This is a genomic window from Parasedimentitalea marina, assembly GCF_004006175.1.
In the GTDB taxonomy this organism is placed as follows: domain Bacteria; phylum Pseudomonadota; class Alphaproteobacteria; order Rhodobacterales; family Rhodobacteraceae; genus Parasedimentitalea; species Parasedimentitalea marina.
Map to the genome: position 1 here is coordinate 3823392 of NZ_CP033219.1, position 21999 is coordinate 3845390.

Below are 21999 nucleotides of genomic sequence, written 5' to 3' on the forward strand. Positions count from 1 at the left end.
TTTTATCAGTCGGGGCTTGAAGCAACCGATCACCATAAAGACCAATCATGGCCGAAGTGGCCCGTTCGCACGATCTTAGTCAACCACATGAATGGTCGGATAGCTGTTGCGAAACAGCACAGGGTTAACCCGGCCTGAGCCATTTTACAGGTTTCCCGTTGCGATACAGGGCGGGTCACGTCATTAAGGCCGCCGATGGCAAAGCAACTCGATTATCATACGATCCGAGAGATTTTTACTCGGTTTCAGGATTCTGAACCAGAACCCAAAGGGGAGCTGGATCATGTCAATGTTTACACCCTGACAGTGGCGGTCGCCCTGTCGGCGCAGGCCACGGATGCCGGGGTGAACAAAGCAACCCGCGCCTTGTTCCAAATTGCCGACACGCCGCAGAAAATGCTGGATCTGGGCGAAGCCGGGCTGACCGAGCATATCAAGACCATCGGGCTGTTTCGCCAAAAAGCCAAGAATGTGATCAAGATGAGCCGCATTCTGGTGGATGATTACAACGGCGAGGTCCCCAATTCCCGCGCTGCACTACAATCATTGCCGGGTGTCGGGCGCAAGACCGCCAATGTGGTTCTGAACATGTGGTGGCAGCAACCGGCACAGGCCGTCGACACTCATATCTACCGCGTTGGCAACCGGTCCGGCATTGCGCCGGGCAAGGATGTCGATGCGGTTGAACGCGCCGTCGAAGACAATATTCCCGCTGATTTTCAGCTTCACGCCCATCACTGGCTGATCTTACACGGCCGTTATCATTGTAAAGCACGCAAACCGCTCTGTGGCACCTGCCTGATCCGCGACCTGTGCATGTTTGAGGACAAAAACCTATGAAGACCTACCAGATTGTTGGCATCGGCAATGCCGTTGTGGATGTCATCAGCCAAAGCGACGACAGCTTTCTTGACCTGATGGGCATCGAAAAAGGCATCATGCAGCTGATCGAGCGCGAACGCGGCGAGGTGCTTTATGCCGCGATGCAAGGTCGGGTGCAGACACCGGGCGGATCTGTGGCCAATACCATCGCTGGCGCCGGTGCGCTGGGGCTGGATGCTGCCTTTATTGGTCGCGTACATGACGATGCCCTGGGGCAATTCTACGCCAAATCGATGAGCGACGATGGCGTTGATTTTGTGAACCCACCTGTTGAAGGCGGCGAGTTGCCGACCTCGCGCTCGATGATTTTTGTCTCACCCGACGGTGAACGGTCGATGAACACCTATCTGGGTATCTCCTCCGAGCTGAGCTCGGCTGATGTATCCAAAGATGTCGCGGGCCAAGCCCAGATCATGTTCCTTGAGGGCTATCTGTTCGACAAGGACAAAGGCAAAACCGCGTTCCTGGAAGCCGCACGCAGCTGTCACGAGGGTGGCGGTAAGGCTGGCATCGCGATCTCTGATCCGTTCTGTGTGGAACGCCACCGCGCTGATTTCCTGTCGCTGATCGAAAACGAGCTGGACTATGTGATCGGCAACGAGGACGAGATCAGGTCGTTGTTCGAAACCGACGATCTGGAGGAGGCACTAGCCAAAACCGCCGCGATCTGCCCGCTGGTCGTCTGCACCCGCTCGGGCGATGGCGTGACAGTTGTTTCCGAAGGTAAGCACATCGAAGTCCCTGTGACCAAAGTTGTTCCGGTTGATGCCACTGGTGCTGGCGATCAGTTTGCGGCTGGCTTTTTGTTTGGGCTGGCCACTGGTCGGGATCTGGAAACCTGTGCGAAAATCGGCTGTGTCTGCGCTGGCGAGGTGATCAGTCACATCGGTCCCCGCCCAGAGGCCAACATGCTGCACATGCTGAAGGCCGAAGGCCTGATTTGATATCAGCTTAACTAAATGAAACATCGACAGGCCGCCCCTTTTCGGGCGGCCTTTTCTTGTCAGGGGTCCTGGCCAAGGTCAGCAGAAACCAGGGCCTTGCTCAGCAAAGCCTGCAAGGCCTCGACTTCAGTAGGATCAAGGCCAGCCATCATAGACGCCTGAATTTGCACATGTTCGGTGACCACCTCATCAACCAGTGTCAGCCCCCTGTCCGTGAGAGAAATCAGGAAACTGCGGCTATCGTCCGGGTTCACGCTGCGCCTGACCAAACCATCTTTTTCAAGCCGATCTATGCGGTTGGTCATGGTCCCCGAAGCCACCATCGTTGCCTGAAGCAAAGCACCGGGTGACAACATGTGTGGTGCGCCCGCCCGGCGCAGCGTCGCCAGCACATCGAACTTTGCAGAATTCAGGCCAAACCTAACAAAATTCCGGTTCATTTCCTTTTGATAGGCCAGGTACAAAAGCGCGACGCGACCAATGATCCCCATGGCCGTCACATCAAGATCTGGCCGCTCTTTTTCCCACTGTCGGGTAATGAAATCTACGTGGTCCATATTCTCTTGTCGCAGATTTTATCTTGACGTCAAGATTTAATCCAATTATCTCGACATCAAGATAAAAGGAGATTCCCATGTCCAGACGACTAGATTTGCTGCTCACCGCACTTGCACCTGCCATCTGGGGGAGCAGTTATATCGTGACCACCCAGTTCCTGCCCGAGCACTCGGCCATGACAGTGGCATTCCTACGCGCCCTGCCCGCCGGATTGTTACTGCTGCTGATTGTGCGGCAACTGCCGCCGCTGAACTGGCTTGGCAAAATCTTCATCCTTGGCGCGCTGAATTTCTCGATCTTCTGGGCCATGCTGTTCATCTCGGCCTATCGCCTACCGGGCGGCGTCGCCGCAACGCTGGGGGCTGTTCAGCCGCTAATTGTGATCTTTCTGTCTGGCTTAGTGCTGCAAACTCAAATTCGCGGTGGCCAAATTCTTGCCGCTCTGTTGGGCATTGCAGGTGTTGCGCTGTTGCTTCTGACACCGGCAGCCAAATTGGACACGGTCGGGGTTCTGGCCGGCTTGGGCGGTGCGGCAGCAATGGCGGCTGGCGTGGTTCTGACCCGGAAATGGCAGCCACCCGTACCGCCGCTGACCTTTACCGCGTGGCAGATGACGGCAGGTGGGCTGTTGTTGCTACCAGTGGCCTTGTGGATCACACCTGAGATCCCCAGCTTCAGCCCGGCAAACCTGCTGGGTCTGGCCTACCTTGGTCTGATCGGCGGCGCGCTGACCTATGTGCTGTGGTTCCGTGGAATTGCGCGGATTGATCCAGCATCAGTGTCTATTCTGGGCGTATTCAGCCCCTTGTCAGCCGTACTCCTTGGCTGGGTCGTCATGGGGGAGACACTGTCGCCAAGTCAGGGTGCTGGCGCATTGCTAGCCCTGTTCAGCGTGTGGTTGGGGCAAAGCAAACTGAACCTGCGCCCTTTCAGCTTCACGTCACAGAAAGTCTGATCCAGCCTAGAGATACCCATGTCAGCCCTTGGGGCTGGCATGACCAAACATAGCGCAACTTACAGGCCAAAGCCCTACAAATGCGCCTTAAATTCTACAATCACACGCGCATAAACCTCACGCTTGAACGGCACAATCTTGTCGACCAGCTGATCCACCGGCTGCCAGCACCAGGTCGAAAACTCGGGGTGGTCGGTGTCAATGTTGACCTGATCATCCGTCCCGGTGAACCGCATCAGGTACCATTTCTGCTCTTGGCCGCGATACTTGCCACCCCAGAATTTGGGCACCACGTCGTGCGGTAGATCATAGGGCAGCCAGCCATCGCTTTCGGCGATGATCGTGACCAGATCTGGCGTGACGCCGGTTTCCTCTTCCAGTTCACGCAGGACAGCTGCGCGGGGATCTTCGCCCGGGTCAATGCCACCCTGCGGCATCTGCCAAGCGTCCTTGAACCGATCCTTGCGCTGACCGACGAACACATCGCCATCCGCGTTGATCATCATCACACCGACATTGGGGCGGTAAGGCAGCTTGGCAATCTCACTCGGGGTCATCTCGCTCTCCTGTTGTTGTGTGCTACTGTTTAGCGTTGCCCCAGCGTCGTACAAGAGGGTGACGCGGCGTTTCGGATGACAAGGCGCGCCAAGGCCGCAATTCTGTCCGGCAAATCTGAGGGAGAGTGTGATGACTGAGTACCCAAATCTGTTGGCGCCATTGGATCTGGGCTTTACCACCCTGAAGAACCGCGTGTTGATGGGATCGATGCACACTGGCCTGGAAGAAACCCGCGACTGGAACCGGGTCGCCGAGTTCTATGCCACCCGTGCCCGTGGCGAGGTTGGGCTGATGGTCACTGGCGGTATTGGCCCCAATCTTGAGGGCTCAGTTCTGCCTGGCGCGGCAATGATGACCACGGATGACGACGTGAAGAACCACGCTATTGTCACCGACCGGGTGCACCGCGCTGGTGGGAAAATCGCCATGCAGATCCTGCATGCCGGACGTTACGCCTATGGTCCGAAATGCGTTGCCCCCAGCGCCGTGAAATCGCCGATCTCGCCGTTCATGCCGACCGAGCTGGACGAAGCCGGCATCGAGAAACAAATCTCAGACATCGTCAATACCGCCCTGCTGGCCCAGAACGCGGGCTATGACGGCGTCGAAATCATGGGCTCCGAGGGATATTTCCTCAACCAGTTCTTGGTCACCCACACCAACAAACGTGAAGACCGTTGGGGTGGATCTTATGAGAACCGGATGCGCCTGCCAATCGAAGTGGTGCGCCGTACCCGCGAGGCGGTTGGGGTGAATTTCATCCTTATCTACCGGTTGTCGATGATCGACCTGGTCCCCAATGGCTCGACCCATGACGAGGTGGTGCAGCTGGCCCTGGAGATCGAGAAGGCCGGCGCCACCATCATCAACACCGGCATCGGCTGGCACGAGGCCCGCATTCCCACCATTGCCACCAGCGTGCCGCGCGCGGCCTTTGCCTGGGTCACCAAGAAGCTGATGGGCAAGGTCAGCATTCCACTGATTGCCTCGAACCGGATCAATTCACCAGAAGTCGGTGAAGAGGTACTTGCAACAGGCTGCGCCAATATGGTGTCGCTGGCACGTCCGATGTTGGCAGATGCGGATTTTGTCAAAAAGGCGATAGCGGGGACCGGCGATCAGATCGCGCCCTGCATTGCCTGCAACCAGGCCTGTCTGGATCATACATTTGGCGGCAAGTTGTCCTCGTGTCTGGTCAACCCACAGGCCTGCCACGAGACTGAACTGCTGATCGAACCGGCCACTGTTGCTAAGACCGTGGCCGTTGTTGGGGCGGGTCCGGCTGGCTTGTCCACCGCGCTGACCGCCGCAGAGCGGGGCCATTCGGTCACTTTGTTTGACAAGGCACAGGAACTGGGCGGTCAGTTGAACATGGCCAAGCAGGTGCCGGGCAAAGAGGAGTTCTGGGGGCTGGTGGACTGGTACCGCACCATGGTTGCCAAGGCCGGGATCACCGTGCAGCTGGGCACCACAGTCGCGGCCGATGATCTGGCCGGGTTTGACGAAGTGGTGATTGCCACCGGCGTCACCCCGCGGGACCCTGAGATCCCCGGCCAGGACCGCGACAACGTGCTGAACTATATTGACGTGTTGCGCGGCAAGGCTCCAGTTGGCCAGCATGTTGCTGTGATCGGTGCCGGCGGCATTGGCTATGATGTCAGCGAATTCCTGCTGGAAGAGGGTCACAGCCCGACAACCGACCTGCCCTTGTGGATGAAGGAATGGGGGGTTGCTGATCCGGATGAACACCGCGCCGGACTGGCACCAGAGGGTCCGCAACCTGCGGCTCCGGCCCGCAAAGTCACCCTGTTGCAGCGCAAGGCCAAGGCGCATGGCAAGGGGTTGGGCAAAACCACCGGCTGGATTCATCGCGCCACGTTGCGGATGAAGCAGGTCGAACTGGTTGGTGGCGTCAATTATGAGCGGATCGACGACGAGGGACTGCATGTCTCGTTTGGTGAAGCGCGTGAAACCCCGACAGTGATTCCGGCTGATACAATAGTCCTGTGTTCGGGTCAGGTGCCCGAGCGCAGCCTGGCTGATGCGCTGACAGACAAGGGCGTTTCCTGCCATGTCATCGGCGGCGCCGATGTAGCCGCAGAACTGGACGCCAAACGGGCCATCGATCAGGGCACCCGGTTGGCGGCTGAGTTGTAAATAAATAGACGCTCATCTGTTTCACCGGTGAGCGTCATCTAAAACGTTGTCAGTGAATATTTTTGTCTCAGTGCTCAGTACTCCTTTTTTTGGGACCTACGTTTGCTAAGAAAGATACGCCCTGTTTATCAAAAAGTACTTTGCGGCCTCTACCAACCTTTCGCTGGAGGCATTGCCCGACTGCTCACTAAAATATGTCTTGATGCTCTTCAAACTATAAAGCTCTACTTCCCAGTTGTACTTTTGACCTTTGAACTCGAGAAATTCATCGTCTGCATCACTGTAAACATCTGTTTCAAGAACAAGGACATCATTAGAGCACGAACCATCTGGGGCTAACGCATACGCAACGAGATAATCACCATCTAGTTCGTCAACTGCCTGCATAAGGCTCTCTAAGCCCATTACCTTGTAAGAGATTATCACCGGGTGTGTTATCTGCACGACTTTCCTCTCCCCATTGTTTTCCCCACTTATTCCAAACGGGCGATCAATCAGGGGACCCGACTGGCCGCTGCATTCTGAACCACACACCCTACGCCCCTCTCAACCGTGGATGTCTCGGCTGTCTGTCGGGGCCTGATCCCGGTCATTCATACCATAGTCACGGATCACGCTGGCCACCCGCAGGCGATAATCGGCAAAGATACCATTGCGTCCGCTGTCCTGCCCGGCGCGATGTTCTGTCAGTGCCCGCCAATTGGCCACCGCCTCTTCATCGCGCCAAAAAGACAGCGACAGCAATTTGTCCGGATCACTCAGACTTTGGAACCGCTCAACCGAGATGAAGCCATCAATCTGCTGCAACACTGGCAACAGGTCAGCGGCAACCTGCAGGTAATCGGGTTTGCGGCCCTCGGCGATACGGACTTCGAACAGGACAGCTATCATTCAGGGTCTCCATGCGGTGAAGAGGCCAACTTCAACCAGGTCCGGTCTTCGCGCAACAGGAACTTCTCCTTCTGTGCGAACTCATAGTTTTCTCGCCCCAATGGATCGGCGGAAAGCCGGGCTCGATAGGATTCGTAATCGGCCAGACTGGCGACATTGTAGATACCATAGGCCAATGTCGATGAGCCTTCGTGCGGGGCATAGTATCCGATCAGGTCAGCGCCGCAGCGTGGGATCGCTTGCCCCCAGTTGCGGGCGTATTGCTCGAACATAGCTTTCTTTGTTGGGTCAATTTGGTAGCGGATAATACAGGTCAGCATAGATGTCTCCGTGTTGCTGACCTGCTTCTATCTGCTTGGGCTGCTGTGATGTTTCGCCGGCGACCGAAGTATCCCGCCACATCGCGCTACCAGCCCGCGATCATTCAACGATGATCGTGATCACTTCAGAGACAATGGGCTTTGAATGTGGCACATGGCCCAAATCACCCAAGACCAGTTGCAATGTGTGCTGGCCGGGCTCCAGATCAATTGAAGCCTCGGTTTGACCACCGCCAAAATGCAGGTGCTGCTCATCCGACATAATGCCATTGGACAATTCGTCGACACCATCTTCGCCCTGCCCCAGTGGAGGGCGATCAATCAGCAGATGGTGGTGACCAGTGTTTTCCTTTTCGGTGCCCGCCGGGGCCACACCCATGCCAGACAGGCCAAATACAACTTTGACCGGAGAGACAAAGGTATCACCGTCCTGAATGTTTACAAAATAGACCTGCGCATCAGGGTTCGAAGCGGTCTCTCCTCCGGCCCAAACCGGGCTGGCTAGACTGGCTGCAATCAATGCCGCTGTAATAGTTTTCATCAGACTTACCTCTAAACTGGAACCATAATAGCATCAGCCTAACCGTCACGCCCTGCAATTGCGACCTGCAACTGGGCCTCGTTGTGATAAACGTTTCAGGATCAATCGCCCTTTAAAACATGACCCATGTGTCGATTTTCACCGACTTGCCATGGTCTTGGCGATCGTTTCCAATGACTCAACGATCCCACGAAAACCCCGGTATTATCCCACCAGCGCCCCGAAGTTGCCTGAATTCACCGTCATTCACGGTCACAGAACCGAATGTTCGAGGGGAACGAGATGGACCGACTGACCGAAATGGAAGCCTTTGCCAACGTAGTGGACCAAGGTGGGTTTACAGACGCTGCGCGCAAGATGGGTATTTCCAAGTCTGCTGTCTCAAAGCACGTTTCCAGCCTTGAGGCCCGTTTGGGTGCTCGCCTGCTGAATCGCACAACTCGCCGGGTATCACCAACCGAGATTGGTCTGGCCTATTACGACCGGGCGCGACGGGTGCTGAACGACGCTGGCGAAGCGGACGCGCTGGTGACCTCGATGCAATCGGCACCCTCCGGGCTGCTACGCATTTCCGTGGCCACAGATTTTGGCGTCAACCATCTGTCGCCGGTCCTGTCCGAATTCCTGAACGACTTCCCTGACATCACCGTCAACATGGTCCTGAACAACCGATTTGTAGAGCTGATCTCTGAAGGCTTCGACATGGCGCTGCGGATTGGTGAGCTGGAAGACAGCACCCTGCGCGCCCGTAAATTGACCGAGACCACCAAGCGGATGATTGCCTCGCCAGAATATCTGGAGAAGTTTGGCCGACCGCAAAAGATTGACGACTTGAACACGCATAAACTGCTGCATTATTCGAACCAATCCAGCGGCAATATGTGGAAACTTACGGCGCCATCCGGCGAAAAGCGTCAGGTGCGCACGGCCGGCTGGCTGAGTGTCAATGATGGCCAATCGCTGCTGAACGCGGCCATTTCAGGCCTCGGTATCGCCTATTTGCCCAGCTACCTGTATTCCAGTGCGATGGCAGAGGGCTTGGTCGAAGATGTCATGCCAACGCTGCCAATCGAAACCCAAGGCATCTATGCCGTCTATCCACCCGGCCGCTTTACCCAACCCAAAGTGCGCGCATTTATTGATTTTCTAGTCCACGCCTTTGCAGATAAGGGCGCCGGCGACTGGTAATCCAGTGACCCTCGGTGATCTGCCCCGTGCTTTTGGCGCGGGGCTTTTCTGTCTGTGGTTGCCGACCCCGTCGCTGGAACGTTATTGCGACAACAGCACCGCTTCGACCCGGCGATTGGCGTCCCGCCCACTGGCAGTCAAGTTACTGGTCAGTGGGGCCATATACCCCACACCGGCGGTCTCAATCCGAGCTCCATCGATCTCAAACTGCTTCAACAGTCTTTCCCGGACGGCATTGGCACGTTGGCGCGACAAAGTGGTATTCTTGTCCTGGTCACCAACGTTATCTGTATGACCAACCAACGAAATACGCATTTCGGGAGAGGCCGCCAATACCTCCGCCAGTTTGGTCAGGTTATCGAACGGCCCGGTGCCAAGGCGCGCAGACCCGGTTTCAAACTCCAGCCCCTCTAGCACCACGCGACCATTGGACGTCAAGGCCTCCATCAAGCTGACCTCATCGGTCTGCCTGGGCTGATCTGAAGCACTCACCTCTACTCCGGCCTCAAGTGGTGCAATCTCTATCGGATCAGAACTGGCCGGGGCCACTTCGATCACTTGAATATACGTCGTATTTCCCGAGCGGGACACCAGCACCGACAGCGCCTGGCTGTCGCCTTTGGTTGCAGAGAGGAACAGGAAATCACCAATATCCACGGTCATATCCGGCGCTGGCACCACTTCGATGCCAAATCGGAAATCAAACCCTCCGCACTCTCGGGCCTGGCATTGGTACAGGACCTCATAGCCCGCATCCTGCACCTGCTGTCGCATCGGGGAAAACAGCTGCATCGCGCTGGTCTGCCCGGTCAAACGCCAAGTGCGCCGCAGCACCTGACCTTCAAAATGCTGAACCGGGACGATGTCGCCTGCCGCAGGGCCCGTAGGCAGGGCATACCGCGCCAAGGGGCTTTGCCGCTCGCTTAGGAACTGGACACCTGCGGGCAAGATCAGTTCGCTTGCCAGAACCGGCAAGGCCAGCACTGCAACACCGACTATGGCAAGCGCGCGGATCACCGGAACTGGCTGTGATATTCGTCGTTCGGCACCATTCCTGTGGCGCTGGCGACCCGGTTGGACATGTTGTAAAATCCGGTCACATTGGCAATGTCCCAGATGTCACGATCGCTAAACCCAACATCCCGTAACCCCTGCCGGTCTGCCTCGGAAATCTCGGCGCTGGCGGTGGTCATTTTGGTTGCAAAATCCAGCATCCCACGCTGACGGTCATCCAGCGGCGCCACCCGGTAATTCATCACCAGCATTTCGCCCAATATCGGATCGCCCGATAGCTGGCGCACAGCCGCGCCATGGGCAACAAGGCAATAAAAACACTTGTTGATCGCCGAAACCACCACCGCGATCATCTCTCGCTCCAGCTTGCTTAACCCGCTATCCGCCAGCATCACATCGTTATACATACCGGTAAATGCGTTCAGCTTATCGATATCAAAGGCGTTTGCCTTCAATACGTTAGGGACCATGCCTAGTTTCTCGATACAGATATCAAAGTACTTTTGCGTTTGCGGCGGCAGCGGGTCCACCATCGGCAGGTCCAGTGCGGTGGGCATGGTTTCATCGGTCATTCTGGATCAGTCTCCGTTCGGCAAAATTCGATAATGATACTGTCCCACAGAGGTCATGCCGAGGGAAGCATAGAGACCATTTGCACCGGTGTTACGTTTGGTACATATCACCGTCAGTTCCGTGGCACCGTTATCGCGCGCCCAGAGGGCCGCTTGCCGCATCATCCACACCCCCATGCCTTTGCGACGTTGATGTGGCAAAATTTCCAGCGCGTGCACCATCGCTGTGCCGTCGTGGATGGCGCAGAACGCGGTTCCGGCGGGTTGTTCATTGCCGCGACTTAGAATCGACGTCTTTGGCCCCTTGACCCGGTCCATCACCGCCAGCCGCTCGGGACCAATACCGCCCGCCGCCCAAATTTCAGCCTGAATTGCCAGCGGCGTCCAGATGCAAAACGTGGTGACCCGGGGAATTTTGACATCGGTCAGCAAGGAAACCGGGCAGGACCACAGGTTGACGGGGTCTTTCACCGAATAGCCGCGCCCGGCCAGTTGAACATCCAGCTCACCCTCGCCATCGCGGATCATGAACAGTGGCACCTGCCCCATGTCACGCATGCCGGTTTCCGCAGCGGCGATATCGCTGTCTGTCACTGGACCGTTGAGTGTTGCCGCAGACACCCGGCTGCCACCGCCCTGCCCTTCGCGCAGGGTGATTGGCCCAAGGGGAAGCTGTCGGACGCAGGGCCATGTCGACTCGGCGACTGTATATAACCGCGGATCTGTGTTCAAAGCTCCAGCTCCCTGGCCAATTGCGTCATCGCGGCATCAATACGTGCGCCTGTCGTGCCGCGAATGACAATATTGGCGCCAAATGTGCCGTCCTGCTGAAACGGGTAACAGCCGATGGACAGGTCATCATAGCTCTCTGCCAATGCGCCAAGTGTCGGGGCGATGTCGCCTTCGCCACGCAGCACCCGCAGTGTCTGCGACAACATCGGCTGCCCGCCGGTCAATGTCGGCAGTACCGAGGCCACCATGGCCTGAAACACCATCGGCACCCCGGCCATCACATGCACGTTGCCAAGGGTAAATCCCGGCGCAACCGAGACGGGGTTATCAATCAACGTCGCGCCGTCTGGGATACGCGCCATACGCAAACGCGCCTCGTTCAGCTCTTTACCGGTCTTCTCATAATGGGCGGCCAAAAGGGCCCGCGCGTCATCGCGAACATCAATTGGGGCCCCAAAGGCCTGCGAGATACAGTCAGCGGTTATGTCATCATGGGTCGGGCCGATACCGCCGCTGGTAAACACCTGGTCATAGCCAGCTGACAGCGCCTGAACTGCCGCGACAATCGCCGCGCTGTCATCGCTGACAATTCTGACTTCAGCCAGATTTATTCCGTGTTTGGTCAATTCGCCCGCCAGAAAATACATATTGGCATCACGTGTACGCCCCGAGAGGATCTCATCACCAATGACCAGCATGGCAGCGGTAGGGTTTGGCATTGTCTCACTCCTTCGGCATTTTTTCCGCAAGATACGCCCCCCCGCCGCGAGGGCAAGCACGCAGTTCCGTTTTCAACTGTAACCGGCAGTGATCCGGTCAAACAAAGCGTCATCCTGCAGGCTTCGCGACAGGATCATCGCTCCTTCAAGTGCCGCAATCATGCAGGCGGCCTCGGTTTCGGCATCTTCAGGTTTTAGCCCCTTGGCCTGAAATACCTGCCCCAGCCAATGGATGTTTCGGTCAAAAAAGGCCCGGGTTTGACGTGCAACAGGATCGGGCAGACCGCGAATTTCAGCGCCAAATATACCGCAGAGGCACATTTGCCCGTCCTCTACCAGCGCTTGACGATAGCTGGCGGTGTAACGACGCAGCATTTCATCCGGCCGCTCGGCTGTTGGCGCGCCCAGCGCCGCCAGGAACCGATTGGTATAGCGATCCGCCAACGCCGCTCCCAATACTTCCTTGTTGGCAAAGTGGTAATGCACACTGGCCGACTTGATACCGATTTCGGCAGCGATCTCGCGAAAAGAGAAACTGTTATAGCCACCCTGTCGCGCCATCCGTTCAGCGCTGTCCAGGATGCGGCTGGCGGTTTCTGAATAGGTCATGCTGCCCTCTTTTTATCTACCTACCTGCAGATAGGGGTTGACGGATCATCATGCAATCGCAATATGACTACCTATCGATAGGTAGGTAAAAGGAAGAACGTCATGACTACGACAACACTCATCATCGGCGGCTCCAGCGGTATGGGGTTTGAAACCGCCCGACATCTGACCGCCCAAGGCCAACACGTCACATTGGTCGGCCGATCAGCGGCAAAGCTGGACGCCGCCAAGGCTGAACTGGGTAATCTGGTGGAAACAGCCCAACTGGACTTGCTCGATGCGCAGGCAACTGATGCCTTTGCCGCCGACCTTAAAACGAGCAAGCGCCATATCAGCCAATTGGTAAATGCCGCCGGCATTTTCGCCCCCAAACCGTTTCTTGACCATACGGGCGAGGATTTTGACGCCTACATGGGTTTGAACCGGGCGACCTTTTTCATCACTCAGGCCGTCGCCGAAAACATGAAGGCTCACGGTGGTGGCTCGATCGTCAACATTGGGTCAATGTGGGCGAAACAGGCGATCAAGGCGACACCGTCGTCGGCCTACTCCATGGCCAAGGCCGGGTTGCACGCGCTGACCCAGCATCTGGCAATGGAGTTGGGAGACCATGGCATTCGCGTCAACGCGGTCTCTCCTGCTGTTGTTGTCACCCCGATCTATGGCGCCTTCATTGACCCAGACCAGATAGAGGACACGCTGACCGGCGCCTTTGATGCCTTTCACCCCATTGGCCGGGTTGGCCGGCCAACAGATGTTGCTGCCACCGTGGTTCATTTGCTGTCGGATCAGGCTGCTTGGGTTACCGGTGCCATCTGGGATGTAGACGGCGGCGTCATGGCCGGCCGCAACTGATGCTTTGACACCAGGCGGGGGTGCGCTAGGCAGGTGCCATGAAATTTGCCACGCCCCTCATCCCCGCCACATTGATCCGCCGCTACAAACGGTTCCTGGCCGATTGCCTGTTAGACGACGGCAGCGAAGTCACCGCGCATTGCGCCAATCCCGGCTCGATGATGGGGATGGCAGAGCCCGGGATTCGGATCTGGCTAGAGCCGAACGACGACCCCAAGAAAAAGCTGAACTACGGCTGGCGCCTGATCGAGCATAAGAACGGCCATTTCACCGGCGTCGACACCTCTGTCCCCAACCGGGCGCTGCGCACATCACTAGACTCCCAGGGTATTGCCGAATTGGCTGCCTATGAAACCATTCGACCCGAGGTCAAATACGGCGAGAACAGCCGCATCGACTTTCTGCTCACTCAACCGGGCCTGCCGGACTGCTACGTCGAAGTCAAAAGCGCCACCCTGTCGCGCCAGCCCGGGCTGGTTGAATTCCCCGACAGCGTCACCAAGCGCGGCACCAAGCACCTGGGCGAATTGGCCAATATGGCGCAACAGGGCCATAGGGCCGTGATGCTCTATCTGGTGCAACGCACCGATTGCCACCGCTTCCAACTGGCCGCCGACATTGACCCCACCTACGCGGCGGCCTTTGCCCAGGCTAGGGCCGCAGGTGTTGAAAGACTGATCTACACAACCAATATATCACCGGATGAGATTACCCTTGGCGCTGCCATTCCCGCAGCCTGACAGATGTCGTATCACAGGCTATGGCCCTTTGGCGCCAATACCCCTAGAAAGCAGTCTAAGACTGCAGCGATGGAGCCCATCTAGATGAGAAATAACGATGGCCGGACGACCAAGGACGGCATTCGCATTTACCAACAGGCCGACTATGCCGGCATGCATGTGGCCGGGGAATTGGCCGCCCGCATTCTCGACGATATTACGGCGCATATTTTTGTTGGCCAAACCACTGGCGCGATCGACGGCTTGATCACAAAAATGGTCGAAGATGCTGGCGCCACGTCGGCCACCATCGGTTACAAGGGCTATCAGCACGCCAGCTGCATCTCGGTGAACCACGTGGTTTGCCATGGCATCCCCGGCGACAAAAAGCTGAAGGATGGCGATATCCTCAACATCGACGTCACTGTGATTGTCGATGGGTGGTTCGGCGACACCAGCCGGATGTTTGTGGCAGGCAAACTCCCCCTCAAAGCAAAGCGCCTGATCCAGGTCACCCATGACTCGCTGATGAAGGGCATCGAGGCAGTGAAGCCCGGCAATACCTTTGGCGACATCGGTCATGCCATTCAGGCCTATGCTGAAAGCCAACGGATGAGCGTGGTCCGCGATTTCTGTGGCCACGGGTTGGGTCTGGTCTTTCACGCACCACCCAACGTGTTGCACTACGGTCGCCCCGGCACCGGCCCCACACTTGAAGAAGGCATGTTCTTCACCATCGAGCCGATGATCAACCTGGGCCGCCCCGAGACCAAGATCCTGGCCGATGACTGGACCGCCGTGACGCGTGACAAATCCCTGTCGGCCCAGTTCGAACACTCAATTGGAGTGACGGCCGACGGCTGCGAGGTTTTCACCCTGTCACCCGGTGATAAATTTCACCCAACATACGGCTGATTTCTCACAATTCGACTGCCACATCGCCTGACAGGGACCGGGCGATGTGGACCAGGCCATGTGGACCAGGCGGCCAATAACTCCCGCACCAACTCCCAATATTTGACGAAACCTGCAAATACTCTAAGCTGAGCCTTGTTTTAACAAGGTGATTTGTCATGAGTATTAAAGCCGCCATAACCGCGTTGGCGCTGCTGGGCTTCGCGCCCGCAGCACAGTCCCAGGACGCCAGCTTCTCCTTCAATCTGTTCAGTTACGAAGGGGCCTATCTCAATCGGATTTTTCGGTTTAATGCGGATTACACCGCCAAATACAACATCCCGATTGACGTACCCTTTGCCTTGCAGATCCCGGTCCGCTCGGATGTCGAGCTGATCGCCGACGGTCGCCCCAGCGGTGGCATTGTCAAATTCACTTTCGCCACCAAAGACCCATCCGGACGAAAATTCATCGAGAACTTCCATGTGATCGATGCAAGCTTTCCAATCCCCCAGGGCAGCAGTGACCCAATGCCCATCCGACTGCAAAGCGCCGCCAAGGCCCTGACACAATCGGCCTATCCTTCGGCGGTCCAGGGTTTCACAGATGCCAAAATCATCAGCACCCTTGAGATTGCCGTCAACGGCATGCGCGCGGTTGAACTTCTGGGCACCTACACCGACCCATCCAACGGTCCAATGGTGCTACAACTGGTTGCCATTCCCCATCCGGACCGCGCCGAAAGCTACTTCATCCTGCACAACATCAACCGCACTTTGGTGCCGATGAGTGGCCCCGAGCAATTGCCCGAAACCTTAGGGGGGCGCGTATTGGATAGCTTCACCTATGAATAGCCCTTGCGTCACAGCCTGATCTCAATCCCTTTCATCTGGCCATAAATATCCCAGGGGGTGAATTGCCGCCCCAGCGGCAAGAGGGGGGCAGCGCCCCCCAACTACGCCCCGGCGTCACTCAACCCAATCAGCCCCGGCACTTGATGCATGGCGCCAAACACTTCGGCGCCCTGTTCTAGCAGCTTTGCTCCGGTCCCTTCGGGCGCATATCCCAGGCAGCGCATACCGGCCCGCGACGCCGCCCGCGCCCCGGTTGCACTGTCCTCAATCACCAAACAGTCCCGCGCCTGAACGTCAAAATGGCTGGCCGCCGCCAGAAACAGCCCCGGTTCGGGCTTGGCAACCCCCAGCGTATGCGCCGAAAATATCGCGTTAGGGTGAAAGCGCTGCCACAGACCACTCGGACCCAGTGTGATCCGCATCTTCTCCTCGCTGCCATTCGAGGCCACACAAACCGGAATGCCCCGCGTGTCCAGCATAGCAAGAAGCCCAGGAATACCGTCAACCAGCGGCACGCCCTGCTTCAGTCTGGTGTAAATCTCCTGATACACATCAGCGACCCAGTCCGCGGGCAGATCTGCCTCCATGTCCCGCGCCTTGGCCATCACACCTTTCATAGTGCCGCCAACAAACAACTCCATACACTCCGCAAGGGTCAACTGCAGACCATAGCGCGTCAGATTGGCCACCAGCACTTCGTTTGACGCGACCTCACTATCGACCAGAACGCCGTCACAATCAAAAATCACCAGTTTGGGGGTAGGGAAAGTCGTTGGCATTCATCGAAATCCTATTTTAATACAAAACAACACCGCGCAGAGGGCCAAGTTCGCTCTAAATATCCCGCCACATCAGGGTGATATGGGTGTCACCATACTTACGACTGTCGCGTAATTGATAGCCCTCTGGCGCGGCCATCGGGGTGCTTTCTTCCCAGACCACCAATGCCTCGTCATCGATCCAGCCCGCATCGGCAGCCACCTCCAGGGCTTTTTCGCCCAGGCCTTTGCCATAAGGCGGATCCAGAAAAATCAAATCATACGGCGCATCCGGATTGCGGGGCAGCTTCAGCGCGTCCCGCTTGATCAAACTGGTGCTATCCTTACTACCCGTGATGTCGATATTCTTGCGGATCAGGCCCGATGACACCCGCCCATCATCAACGAAGCTCACCCAGGAGGCCCCCCTTGACAGCGCCTCCAACCCCAACGCTCCGGTGCCAGCAAACAGGTCCAAAACCCGTGCACCCGGAATGACCCCGGTATTGTTCAAAACATTGAACAGACTTTCGCGCACCCGGTCGGTCGTGGGGCGCAAATGTGCGCCTGCGTCGCCCTTGCCCACAGCGGCAAGGGCACGACCGCGAAAATCTCCGGCGATGATCCTCATGCTTTCAGCAGGGACTTCAGGTCAGTGTCGGGATTTGCTGCGACCAAGGGATCACATGTTTTACCCATATCGATCAACCGCTTGCCCACCATATAGGCGCGCGGATCATTCATCGCGTCCACCGCCAGCAACTGGTCATCCCTGAAATACCAGAACGACACCGATGCGCCTGCACCGGGACGGGTGACCACATGGGTATAGCCGGTGTTCAGTCCGGCGATCTGCAGCTTAACGTCATACTGGTCAGACCAGAACCACGGCTTGGCTGCGTATTCTTTACCTGTCCCCATGATGTTCTGCGCCACGATCTCAGACTGATCGATGGCGTTGGGCACGCTTTCCAGCCGAATGCGCCCGCCCTGATAGGGAAACGAGGCACAATCGCCGGCCGCCCAGATCGAGGCATCCGAAGTTCGCCCCTGTGCATCCGTTTCGATCCCGTTGTTCAGCGTCACACCAGCCATTTCGGCCAGCTGCGTAGCGGGCGTAATACCAACACCTACAACGACAAAATCCAACTCCAGCGTAGACCCATCGCTCAGCACCGCACCGGTGACTTTGCCGTCCTTGCCCAGTAAGCGCTCCAGCCCAACGCCTTCGCGGATGTCGACCCCATGGGCGCCATGCAGGTTGCGGAAATAATCTGATGTTTCGGGGGCTGCGACCCGTTGCAAAATTCGGTCTCCCATTTCGACCAGCACCACGTTCACACCGCGCTTGGCGCACACTGCTGCGGCCTCTAGCCCGATATAGCCGCCACCAACGATCAGCGTGCGGGCGCCTTCGGTCACCGACGGTGCCATCGCGTCCACGTCACCCAGCCCACGCACCACAAACACGCCGTCCAGATCCCCCCCAATCGCCGCAGGCAGGCGGCGCGGATCTGATCCGGTGGTCAGTGCCAGATGATCATAGGCAATCACTTCGTCACCAATGCTGACTGTCTTGGCAGTCGCATCAATAGCTGTGACCGGTTGGCCCAGTTTCAGCGTGATATTGTTATCGGCATAAAAGCTCTCGGGCCGCAAAAACAACCGCTCCAGCGCCATGTCCCCCAACAGATAGGCCTTTGACAACGGCGGGCGCTGATAAGGCAATGCAGTCTCGGCCCCAATCAGAGTGATCTCGCCGTCAAACCCGTCTTTGCGCAGCTTGGCAACCAGCGAAGAACCCGCCTGCCCTGCTCCTATCACAACGATGTGGCTCATGTTGCCCTTGCCTCCGTGTTCTGTTGTTATCCCGGTTCAGCCGGACCCTATATGCGGGTCCATCCAAAACGCAAACATAAGTGACGAGGCGCAGATGATTTCAGTAGGCGAAAAGCTACCAAAGGCCACATTGGTGCAGATGGGAGCCCATGGTCCGGAGCCGATTTCCATTGCCGACAAGACCAAGGGCCGCACTGTAGCGATCTTTGCGGTCCCGGGTGCCTATACCCCAACCTGCAGTGCCGCCCATGTCCCCAGCTTTATCCGCACCAAGGACCAGTTCATCGCCAAAGGCGTCGACGAGATCATCTGCATTTCGGTCAATGATCCCTTTGTGATGGCCGCCTGGGGCAAAGAAACTGGCGCTTCCCAAGCCGGTATCACCATGCTGGCCGATGCCGACTGCAGCCTGACCGAGGCCATGGGCATGCGTTTTGATGCCGCCGCCGCCGGGCTGCTTGCCCGCTCGATCCGCTATGCGATGCTGGTCGAAAATGGTGAAGTGAAGATCCTGCAGATGGAACAAGGTCCCGGCGTCTGCGAATTGACCGCCGGCGAAGGCCTGCTAGAGGCAATGGTCTGATCATTGCCCAAACACACCAAAGCCCCGGCGGGTCCGGGGCTTTTTATCTTAGACCAGGCTGTCAAACTTTCGCGCCAATTTGGCATCCTGCGAACTAACCCCGCCCACGTCATGGGTCGTCAGTACCACTGTCACCTTGTTGTAAATGTTACTCCACTCGGGATGGTGGTTCCATTTCTCTGCCCAGATCGCGGCCCGGGTCATCCAGCCAAAAGCGTCAACAAACGTGTTAAACTTATAGGTTTTGATGATCGCATCACGATCCCCAAGCAAGGTCCACCCTGTTTGGAACAATGGGTCCAACAATGGCCCCCGGGTTGCGTCTGACAGTTTCTCGGTCATTGCTGTTCCTCCACCTCTAGCTTTTTGAACGGCCCATAGTCGGTCAGGATCTCAATCTCTTCTTCAATCGCCAAACGTTCCGCTTCCAGATACCGGGCCACTGCATCAGCAAAGCCGGGATCCCCCAGCCAATGCAAGGAATGTGTCTGCGTCGGCAAATATCCGCGCGCCAGCTTGTGCTCGCCCTGAGCGCCAGCCTCGATCCGCGCCAACCCCATCGAGATTGCCAGATCCATAGCCTGATAGTAGCACAGTTCGAAATGAAGGCAGGGATGGTGCTCACTGCATCCCCAATATCGGCCATAAAGCGTGTCACGGCCAATGAAATTCAGCGCACCGGCCACATAATCTCCGTCCCGCCGCGCCAGAATCAGTGCCATGTCATCTGCCATGGTGTCTTGTGCAATGTCGAAGAAGCTGCGGGATAAATAGGGCGACCCCCATTTGCGCGCGCCGGTATCCTGATAGAAGGTCCAGAATGCATCCCAATGTTCAGGCCGCAGGTCAGCGCCACTGAACACCTCGATTTCACCGCCGAACCCCTGCGCCTGAGCCCGCTCTTTGCGGATATTCTTGCGTTTTCGCGACGACAGGCTGGCTAGGAAGTCGTCAAATTTGTGATAACCCTGATTGAGCCAGTGAAACTGCTGCGTCAGGCGCGGCATCAGTCCCATTTGCGCACCCGCCCTGGCCTCTTCGTCGGTGCAGAATGTCACATGCAGCGAGGACAGTTTGTTATTTGCGGCCAGTTGCACTGCCCCTTGCACCAGCGCCGAATGACCAACACCTTCGAACCCGGGGCGCACCAGCAATCGCCGACCTGTGACCGGCGTAAAGGGCACTGCCATTTGCAATTTCGGGTAATATCGCCCACCTGCCTGTTCAAAGGCATGCGCCCAGTTGTGGTCGAAAATATACTCGCCCTGACTGTGCGACTTGGCATACATCGGCGCGCAACCGATCAGTTGTCCGTCCAGATAAGCCGTTAGATACTGCGGTTGCCACCCGGTGCCACGACCCACCGACCCGCTGTCTTCCAGTGCGCAGAGAAACCGGTAGGTGGTGAAGGGATCGTTGGGGCGGCCCCCGTCCGCTGCCTCGGGGCAAGCACATGCGTCCCACTCATCTGCGCCTATCTGTGCCAGTGAGCCTAGTAATTGAATTTCAATTTGCGCTTGATCCATAGATCCCCCTTGCCCCTGCAATACTTGGGCAGAGACACCCGGCTATCAACCCGGCAAAGGGGAAAGATAGCCCTCAAAGGTCACATTATCGGCAAAGGCTCGCGCGGCGCGCTCCTCGGCCTCCGATTGAACAGTCCAGCACAGGATCAGCAGCCCCGTGTCGCGCGTTTGCCGCACCAATGGTCGCGACAGATCACTGGCCTCATGGCTGATAAAGCTGGCCCCAACCCGGTCAAGGTCCGGCATTTCACGAAGCCGGTCGCAAATCGGGCCGGTCAGTTCCGGCCAGGAGGCAAGATCATAGGCACTGGTCACAATGCCCCGTGGGACTTCCGGCGACAACCGGGCCAATTCAGCCACTGAATTTGGGTTAAACGACATCAACGCCACCAGACCTGAGTAGCCTTTCAATGCCTCAGCCGCCGCCCGTTCCAGCGCGCCAACATCGGGACCAAGCTGACCATCCTGATCCTTGACCTCAATCAGCAGCGGCACTTGACCGGCAACCAGATCCAACACCGTGGCCAGATCCGGAATACCTTCACCGTCACCGCCGATCAGCGGGATGGCCTGTGCCTGCTCTCGGGTCAGCAGGTTGATCGGCCCGCTGCCTTCTGCCAGCCGCTCCAGATTATAATCATGGAACACCATCGCATGTCCGTCAGCACTCAGCTGCAGGTCAATTTCGATACCATAGCCCGCGGCAATCGCCGCGCGGATAGCGGCAAGGCTGTTCTCCGGTCGCCCATCCGTCACATCATGCAGGGCACGATGCGCAATGGGCAACCGAAGGAAATCCGCGGGGAGTGCCAGCGTCATTTGATCTGAAAGACCCCGTCGATCTCAACTGCAACACCCAGCGGCAACGAGGGGCAGCTAACGGCCGAGCGCGCATGGCGGCCGGTATCGCCCAGTGCCGCAACCATAAAGTCCGACGCACCATTCACCACCATTGGCTGCTGCGTAAAACCATCGGTTGAGTTCACAAAAGCGCCCAGCTTCACAACCTTCACCAGCCGGTCCAGATCCCCACCGCAGGCCGCCTTCACTTGCGCCAGCAACGATATGGCACAGGTTTTAGCCGCCGCTGCGCCTGCTTCAACATCCATATCCGCACCCAATGTGCCTGTGATCAGACCCGCACTATCTGCCGAGATCTGCCCCGAGACATAAACCATGTCGCCCACGACAACATAGGGTACATAATTGGCAGCCGGAGCCGGAGCATCAGGCAGGGTCACACCCAGTTCGTTCAGTTTCGCTTCAAAACCCATGACATCAATCCTCCAACAAGTGTTTCGCCGGCGACGCTACTCGGGATGCAATTCAGC

At 57.4% G+C, this 21999-nt stretch carries 28 protein-coding genes; 10 read left to right on the forward strand and 18 right to left on the reverse strand.

The genetic code is table 11. The annotated features are described in order from the left end of the window. The first annotated feature begins 195 nt into the window (after positions 1-195). Together nth and EBB79_RS18375 are read left to right on the forward strand one after the other, a co-directional pair. Positions 196-840, forward strand: coding sequence for an endonuclease III (nth, locus tag EBB79_RS18370; protein WP_127750278.1), 645 nt, complete (start codon positions 196-198; stop codon positions 838-840). Continuing rightward, positions 837-1826 carry an adenosine kinase gene (locus EBB79_RS18375; RefSeq protein WP_127750279.1) on the forward strand — a complete coding sequence of 330 codons (990 nt, stop codon included), beginning with the start codon at positions 837-839 and terminating at the stop codon, positions 1824-1826. The genes nth and EBB79_RS18375 overlap by 4 nt, the downstream gene beginning before the upstream one ends. Before the next feature lie 59 nt (positions 1827-1885). Here EBB79_RS18375 and EBB79_RS18380 read toward each other — a convergent pair whose 3' ends face one another. After that, the gene (locus EBB79_RS18380) at positions 1886-2383 is read right to left on the reverse strand and encodes a MarR family winged helix-turn-helix transcriptional regulator (RefSeq protein ID WP_127750280.1); all 498 of its coding nucleotides are present in this window, start codon (positions 2381-2383) and stop codon (positions 1886-1888) included. A 77-nt stretch (positions 2384-2460) separates the two neighbouring features. Here EBB79_RS18380 and EBB79_RS18385 point away from each other — a divergent pair, with 77 nt between their 5' ends. Then, positions 2461-3339 (forward strand): EamA family transporter, encoded by an 879-nt coding sequence (locus EBB79_RS18385; RefSeq protein WP_127750281.1) that lies wholly within the window; start codon positions 2461-2463, stop codon positions 3337-3339. A 74-nt stretch (positions 3340-3413) separates the two neighbouring features. Here EBB79_RS18385 and EBB79_RS18390 read toward each other — a convergent pair whose 3' ends face one another. Beyond that, the gene (locus EBB79_RS18390) at positions 3414-3896 is read right to left on the reverse strand and encodes an RNA pyrophosphohydrolase (RefSeq protein ID WP_127750282.1); all 483 of its coding nucleotides are present in this window, start codon (positions 3894-3896) and stop codon (positions 3414-3416) included. Between the two features lie 130 nt (positions 3897-4026). Between EBB79_RS18390 and EBB79_RS18395 the strand changes: the two genes are divergently transcribed. After that, on the forward strand, positions 4027-6054 hold the full coding sequence (locus EBB79_RS18395; RefSeq protein ID WP_127750283.1) for an NADPH-dependent 2,4-dienoyl-CoA reductase: 2028 nt from the start codon (positions 4027-4029) through the stop codon (positions 6052-6054). Between the two features lie 105 nt (positions 6055-6159). Here the strand turns inward: EBB79_RS18395 and EBB79_RS18400 are convergent, their stop codons facing one another. The 4 genes from EBB79_RS18400 to EBB79_RS18415 form a co-directional block, all read right to left on the reverse strand. Further along, positions 6160-6441, reverse strand: coding sequence for a hypothetical protein (locus EBB79_RS18400; RefSeq protein WP_127750284.1), 282 nt, complete (start codon positions 6439-6441; stop codon positions 6160-6162). A 159-nt stretch (positions 6442-6600) separates the two neighbouring features. Next, the gene (locus EBB79_RS18405) at positions 6601-6945 is read right to left on the reverse strand and encodes an antibiotic biosynthesis monooxygenase family protein (RefSeq protein WP_127750285.1); all 345 of its coding nucleotides are present in this window, start codon (positions 6943-6945) and stop codon (positions 6601-6603) included. Continuing rightward, a complete protein-coding gene (locus EBB79_RS18410) occupies positions 6942-7265 on the reverse strand; it encodes an NIPSNAP family protein (RefSeq protein WP_127750286.1) in 324 nt (107 codons plus the stop codon). Before EBB79_RS18410 ends, EBB79_RS18405 begins: the two co-directional genes overlap by 4 nt. A 100-nt stretch (positions 7266-7365) precedes the next feature. Then, a complete protein-coding gene (locus EBB79_RS18415) occupies positions 7366-7806 on the reverse strand; it encodes a DUF4399 domain-containing protein (RefSeq protein ID WP_127750287.1) in 441 nt (146 codons plus the stop codon). Positions 7807-8088: 282 nt separating this feature from the next. Between EBB79_RS18415 and EBB79_RS18420 the strand changes: the two genes are divergently transcribed. Continuing rightward, positions 8089-8994, forward strand: a complete 906-nt coding sequence (locus tag EBB79_RS18420) for a LysR family transcriptional regulator (RefSeq protein ID WP_127750288.1) — start codon at positions 8089-8091, stop codon at positions 8992-8994. An 81-nt stretch (positions 8995-9075) separates the two neighbouring features. Here the strand turns inward: EBB79_RS18420 and EBB79_RS18425 are convergent, their stop codons facing one another. The 5 genes from EBB79_RS18425 to EBB79_RS18445 all read right to left on the reverse strand — a co-directional run bounded on the left by EBB79_RS18425 (position 9076) and on the right by EBB79_RS18445 (position 12640). After that, positions 9076-10011, reverse strand: a complete 936-nt coding sequence (locus tag EBB79_RS18425) for an OmpA family protein (protein ID WP_127750289.1) — start codon at positions 10009-10011, stop codon at positions 9076-9078. Beyond that, the gene (locus tag EBB79_RS18430; RefSeq protein WP_127750290.1) at positions 10008-10580 is read right to left on the reverse strand and encodes a peroxidase-related enzyme; all 573 of its coding nucleotides are present in this window, start codon (positions 10578-10580) and stop codon (positions 10008-10010) included. Before EBB79_RS18430 ends, EBB79_RS18425 begins: the two co-directional genes overlap by 4 nt. Positions 10581-10586: 6 nt before the next feature. Next, positions 10587-11312: a GNAT family N-acetyltransferase gene (locus tag EBB79_RS18435; RefSeq protein ID WP_127750291.1), complete on the reverse strand. Its 726-nt coding sequence runs from the start codon at positions 11310-11312 to the stop codon at positions 10587-10589. Beyond that, positions 11309-12031, reverse strand: coding sequence for a competence/damage-inducible protein A (locus EBB79_RS18440; RefSeq protein WP_127750292.1), 723 nt, complete (start codon positions 12029-12031; stop codon positions 11309-11311). Before EBB79_RS18440 ends, EBB79_RS18435 begins: the two co-directional genes overlap by 4 nt. 72 nt (positions 12032-12103) lie before the next feature. Further along, positions 12104-12640 (reverse strand): TetR/AcrR family transcriptional regulator, encoded by a 537-nt coding sequence (locus tag EBB79_RS18445; protein ID WP_127750293.1) that lies wholly within the window; start codon positions 12638-12640, stop codon positions 12104-12106. Positions 12641-12742: 102 nt separating this feature from the next. On the opposite strand from EBB79_RS18445, the gene EBB79_RS18450 reads away from it, so the two are divergent. From EBB79_RS18450 to EBB79_RS18465, 4 genes are all read left to right on the forward strand, one after another. Further along, entirely contained in the window at positions 12743-13495 is a 753-nt protein-coding gene (locus EBB79_RS18450) for an SDR family NAD(P)-dependent oxidoreductase (protein WP_127750294.1), read from the forward strand. 38 nt (positions 13496-13533) lie between these two features. After that, positions 13534-14235 (forward strand): DNA/RNA nuclease SfsA, encoded by a 702-nt coding sequence (gene sfsA / locus EBB79_RS18455; protein ID WP_127750295.1) that lies wholly within the window; start codon positions 13534-13536, stop codon positions 14233-14235. An 84-nt stretch (positions 14236-14319) separates the two neighbouring features. Next, on the forward strand, positions 14320-15129 hold the full coding sequence (gene map, locus EBB79_RS18460; RefSeq protein WP_127750296.1) for a type I methionyl aminopeptidase: 810 nt from the start codon (positions 14320-14322) through the stop codon (positions 15127-15129). 158 nt (positions 15130-15287) lie between these two features. Continuing rightward, positions 15288-15962 carry a hypothetical protein gene (locus EBB79_RS18465; RefSeq protein WP_127750297.1) on the forward strand — a complete coding sequence of 225 codons (675 nt, stop codon included), beginning with the start codon at positions 15288-15290 and terminating at the stop codon, positions 15960-15962. 101 nt (positions 15963-16063) lie between these two features. On the opposite strand, the gene EBB79_RS18470 is transcribed toward EBB79_RS18465, so the two are convergent. Genes EBB79_RS18470 through EBB79_RS18480 form a run of 3 tightly spaced genes read right to left on the reverse strand, consistent with a single transcriptional unit; the run spans position 16064 to position 18559 of the window. After that, positions 16064-16741: an HAD family hydrolase gene (locus EBB79_RS18470; protein ID WP_127750298.1), complete on the reverse strand. Its 678-nt coding sequence runs from the start codon at positions 16739-16741 to the stop codon at positions 16064-16066. 55 nt (positions 16742-16796) lie between these two features. Then, complete coding sequence (gene rsmD, locus EBB79_RS18475; protein ID WP_127750299.1) at positions 16797-17351, reverse strand: 16S rRNA (guanine(966)-N(2))-methyltransferase RsmD; 555 nt, start codon at positions 17349-17351, stop codon at positions 16797-16799. Continuing rightward, entirely contained in the window at positions 17348-18559 is a 1212-nt protein-coding gene (locus EBB79_RS18480) for an NAD(P)/FAD-dependent oxidoreductase (protein WP_127750300.1), read from the reverse strand. The genes rsmD and EBB79_RS18480 overlap by 4 nt, the downstream gene beginning before the upstream one ends. A gap of 94 nt (positions 18560-18653) precedes the next feature. Here EBB79_RS18480 and EBB79_RS18485 point away from each other — a divergent pair, with 94 nt between their 5' ends. Continuing rightward, the gene (locus tag EBB79_RS18485; RefSeq protein WP_127750301.1) at positions 18654-19142 is read left to right on the forward strand and encodes a peroxiredoxin; all 489 of its coding nucleotides are present in this window, start codon (positions 18654-18656) and stop codon (positions 19140-19142) included. Between the two features lie 48 nt (positions 19143-19190). On the opposite strand, the gene EBB79_RS18490 is transcribed toward EBB79_RS18485, so the two are convergent. From EBB79_RS18490 to EBB79_RS18505, 4 genes are read right to left on the reverse strand one after another with little or no spacing between them, the layout of a single operon-like run. Next, positions 19191-19484, reverse strand: a complete 294-nt coding sequence (locus EBB79_RS18490) for a 4a-hydroxytetrahydrobiopterin dehydratase (protein WP_127750302.1) — start codon at positions 19482-19484, stop codon at positions 19191-19193. Next, the gene (locus EBB79_RS18495; RefSeq protein ID WP_127750303.1) at positions 19481-20668 is read right to left on the reverse strand and encodes a GNAT family N-acetyltransferase; all 1188 of its coding nucleotides are present in this window, start codon (positions 20666-20668) and stop codon (positions 19481-19483) included. Before EBB79_RS18495 ends, EBB79_RS18490 begins: the two co-directional genes overlap by 4 nt. A gap of 45 nt (positions 20669-20713) precedes the next feature. Next, complete coding sequence (locus EBB79_RS18500) at positions 20714-21487, reverse strand: glycerophosphodiester phosphodiesterase family protein (RefSeq protein WP_127750304.1); 774 nt, start codon at positions 21485-21487, stop codon at positions 20714-20716. After that, entirely contained in the window at positions 21484-21942 is a 459-nt protein-coding gene (locus EBB79_RS18505; RefSeq protein WP_127750305.1) for a RidA family protein, read from the reverse strand. The genes EBB79_RS18500 and EBB79_RS18505 overlap by 4 nt, the downstream gene beginning before the upstream one ends. Positions 21943-21999 lie beyond the last annotated feature (57 nt).

Excerpts from the sequence above, each read along its gene's own strand:
- EBB79_RS18445 (WP_127750293.1), bottom strand. The coding sequence starts at position 12,640 with ATGACCTATTCAGAAACCGCCAGCCGCATCCTGGACAGCGCTGAACGG.
- EBB79_RS18420 (WP_127750288.1), top strand. The coding sequence starts at position 8,089 with ATGGACCGACTGACCGAAATGGAAGCCTTTGCCAACGTAGTGGACCAA.
- EBB79_RS18395 (WP_127750283.1), top strand. The coding sequence starts at position 4,027 with ATGACTGAGTACCCAAATCTGTTGGCGCCATTGGATCTGGGCTTTACC.
- EBB79_RS18430 (WP_127750290.1), bottom strand. The coding sequence starts at position 10,580 with ATGACCGATGAAACCATGCCCACCGCACTGGACCTGCCGATGGTGGAC.
- EBB79_RS18415 (WP_127750287.1), bottom strand. The coding sequence starts at position 7,806 with ATGAAAACTATTACAGCGGCATTGATTGCAGCCAGTCTAGCCAGCCCG.
- map (WP_127750296.1), top strand. The coding sequence starts at position 14,320 with ATGAGAAATAACGATGGCCGGACGACCAAGGACGGCATTCGCATTTAC.
- EBB79_RS18380 (WP_127750280.1), bottom strand. The coding sequence starts at position 2,383 with ATGGACCACGTAGATTTCATTACCCGACAGTGGGAAAAAGAGCGGCCA.
- EBB79_RS18500 (WP_127750304.1), bottom strand. The coding sequence starts at position 21,487 with ATGACGCTGGCACTCCCCGCGGATTTCCTTCGGTTGCCCATTGCGCAT.
- EBB79_RS18385 (WP_127750281.1), top strand. The coding sequence starts at position 2,461 with ATGTCCAGACGACTAGATTTGCTGCTCACCGCACTTGCACCTGCCATC.
- nth (WP_127750278.1), top strand. The coding sequence starts at position 196 with ATGGCAAAGCAACTCGATTATCATACGATCCGAGAGATTTTTACTCGG.
- rsmD (WP_127750299.1), bottom strand. The coding sequence starts at position 17,351 with ATGAGGATCATCGCCGGAGATTTTCGCGGTCGTGCCCTTGCCGCTGTG.
- EBB79_RS18495 (WP_127750303.1), bottom strand. The coding sequence starts at position 20,668 with ATGGATCAAGCGCAAATTGAAATTCAATTACTAGGCTCACTGGCACAG.
- EBB79_RS18410 (WP_127750286.1), bottom strand. The coding sequence starts at position 7,265 with ATGCTGACCTGTATTATCCGCTACCAAATTGACCCAACAAAGAAAGCT.
- EBB79_RS18405 (WP_127750285.1), bottom strand. The coding sequence starts at position 6,945 with ATGATAGCTGTCCTGTTCGAAGTCCGTATCGCCGAGGGCCGCAAACCC.
- EBB79_RS18480 (WP_127750300.1), bottom strand. The coding sequence starts at position 18,559 with ATGAGCCACATCGTTGTGATAGGAGCAGGGCAGGCGGGTTCTTCGCTG.
- EBB79_RS18470 (WP_127750298.1), bottom strand. The coding sequence starts at position 16,741 with ATGCCAACGACTTTCCCTACCCCCAAACTGGTGATTTTTGATTGTGAC.
- sfsA (WP_127750295.1), top strand. The coding sequence starts at position 13,534 with ATGAAATTTGCCACGCCCCTCATCCCCGCCACATTGATCCGCCGCTAC.
- EBB79_RS18400 (WP_127750284.1), bottom strand. The coding sequence starts at position 6,441 with ATGCAGGCAGTTGACGAACTAGATGGTGATTATCTCGTTGCGTATGCG.
- EBB79_RS18440 (WP_127750292.1), bottom strand. The coding sequence starts at position 12,031 with ATGCCAAACCCTACCGCTGCCATGCTGGTCATTGGTGATGAGATCCTC.
- EBB79_RS18485 (WP_127750301.1), top strand. The coding sequence starts at position 18,654 with ATGATTTCAGTAGGCGAAAAGCTACCAAAGGCCACATTGGTGCAGATG.
- EBB79_RS18375 (WP_127750279.1), top strand. The coding sequence starts at position 837 with ATGAAGACCTACCAGATTGTTGGCATCGGCAATGCCGTTGTGGATGTC.
- EBB79_RS18490 (WP_127750302.1), bottom strand. The coding sequence starts at position 19,484 with ATGACCGAGAAACTGTCAGACGCAACCCGGGGGCCATTGTTGGACCCA.
- EBB79_RS18505 (WP_127750305.1), bottom strand. The coding sequence starts at position 21,942 with ATGGGTTTTGAAGCGAAACTGAACGAACTGGGTGTGACCCTGCCTGAT.
- EBB79_RS18465 (WP_127750297.1), top strand. The coding sequence starts at position 15,288 with ATGAGTATTAAAGCCGCCATAACCGCGTTGGCGCTGCTGGGCTTCGCG.
- EBB79_RS18390 (WP_127750282.1), bottom strand. The coding sequence starts at position 3,896 with ATGACCCCGAGTGAGATTGCCAAGCTGCCTTACCGCCCCAATGTCGGT.
- EBB79_RS18450 (WP_127750294.1), top strand. The coding sequence starts at position 12,743 with ATGACTACGACAACACTCATCATCGGCGGCTCCAGCGGTATGGGGTTT.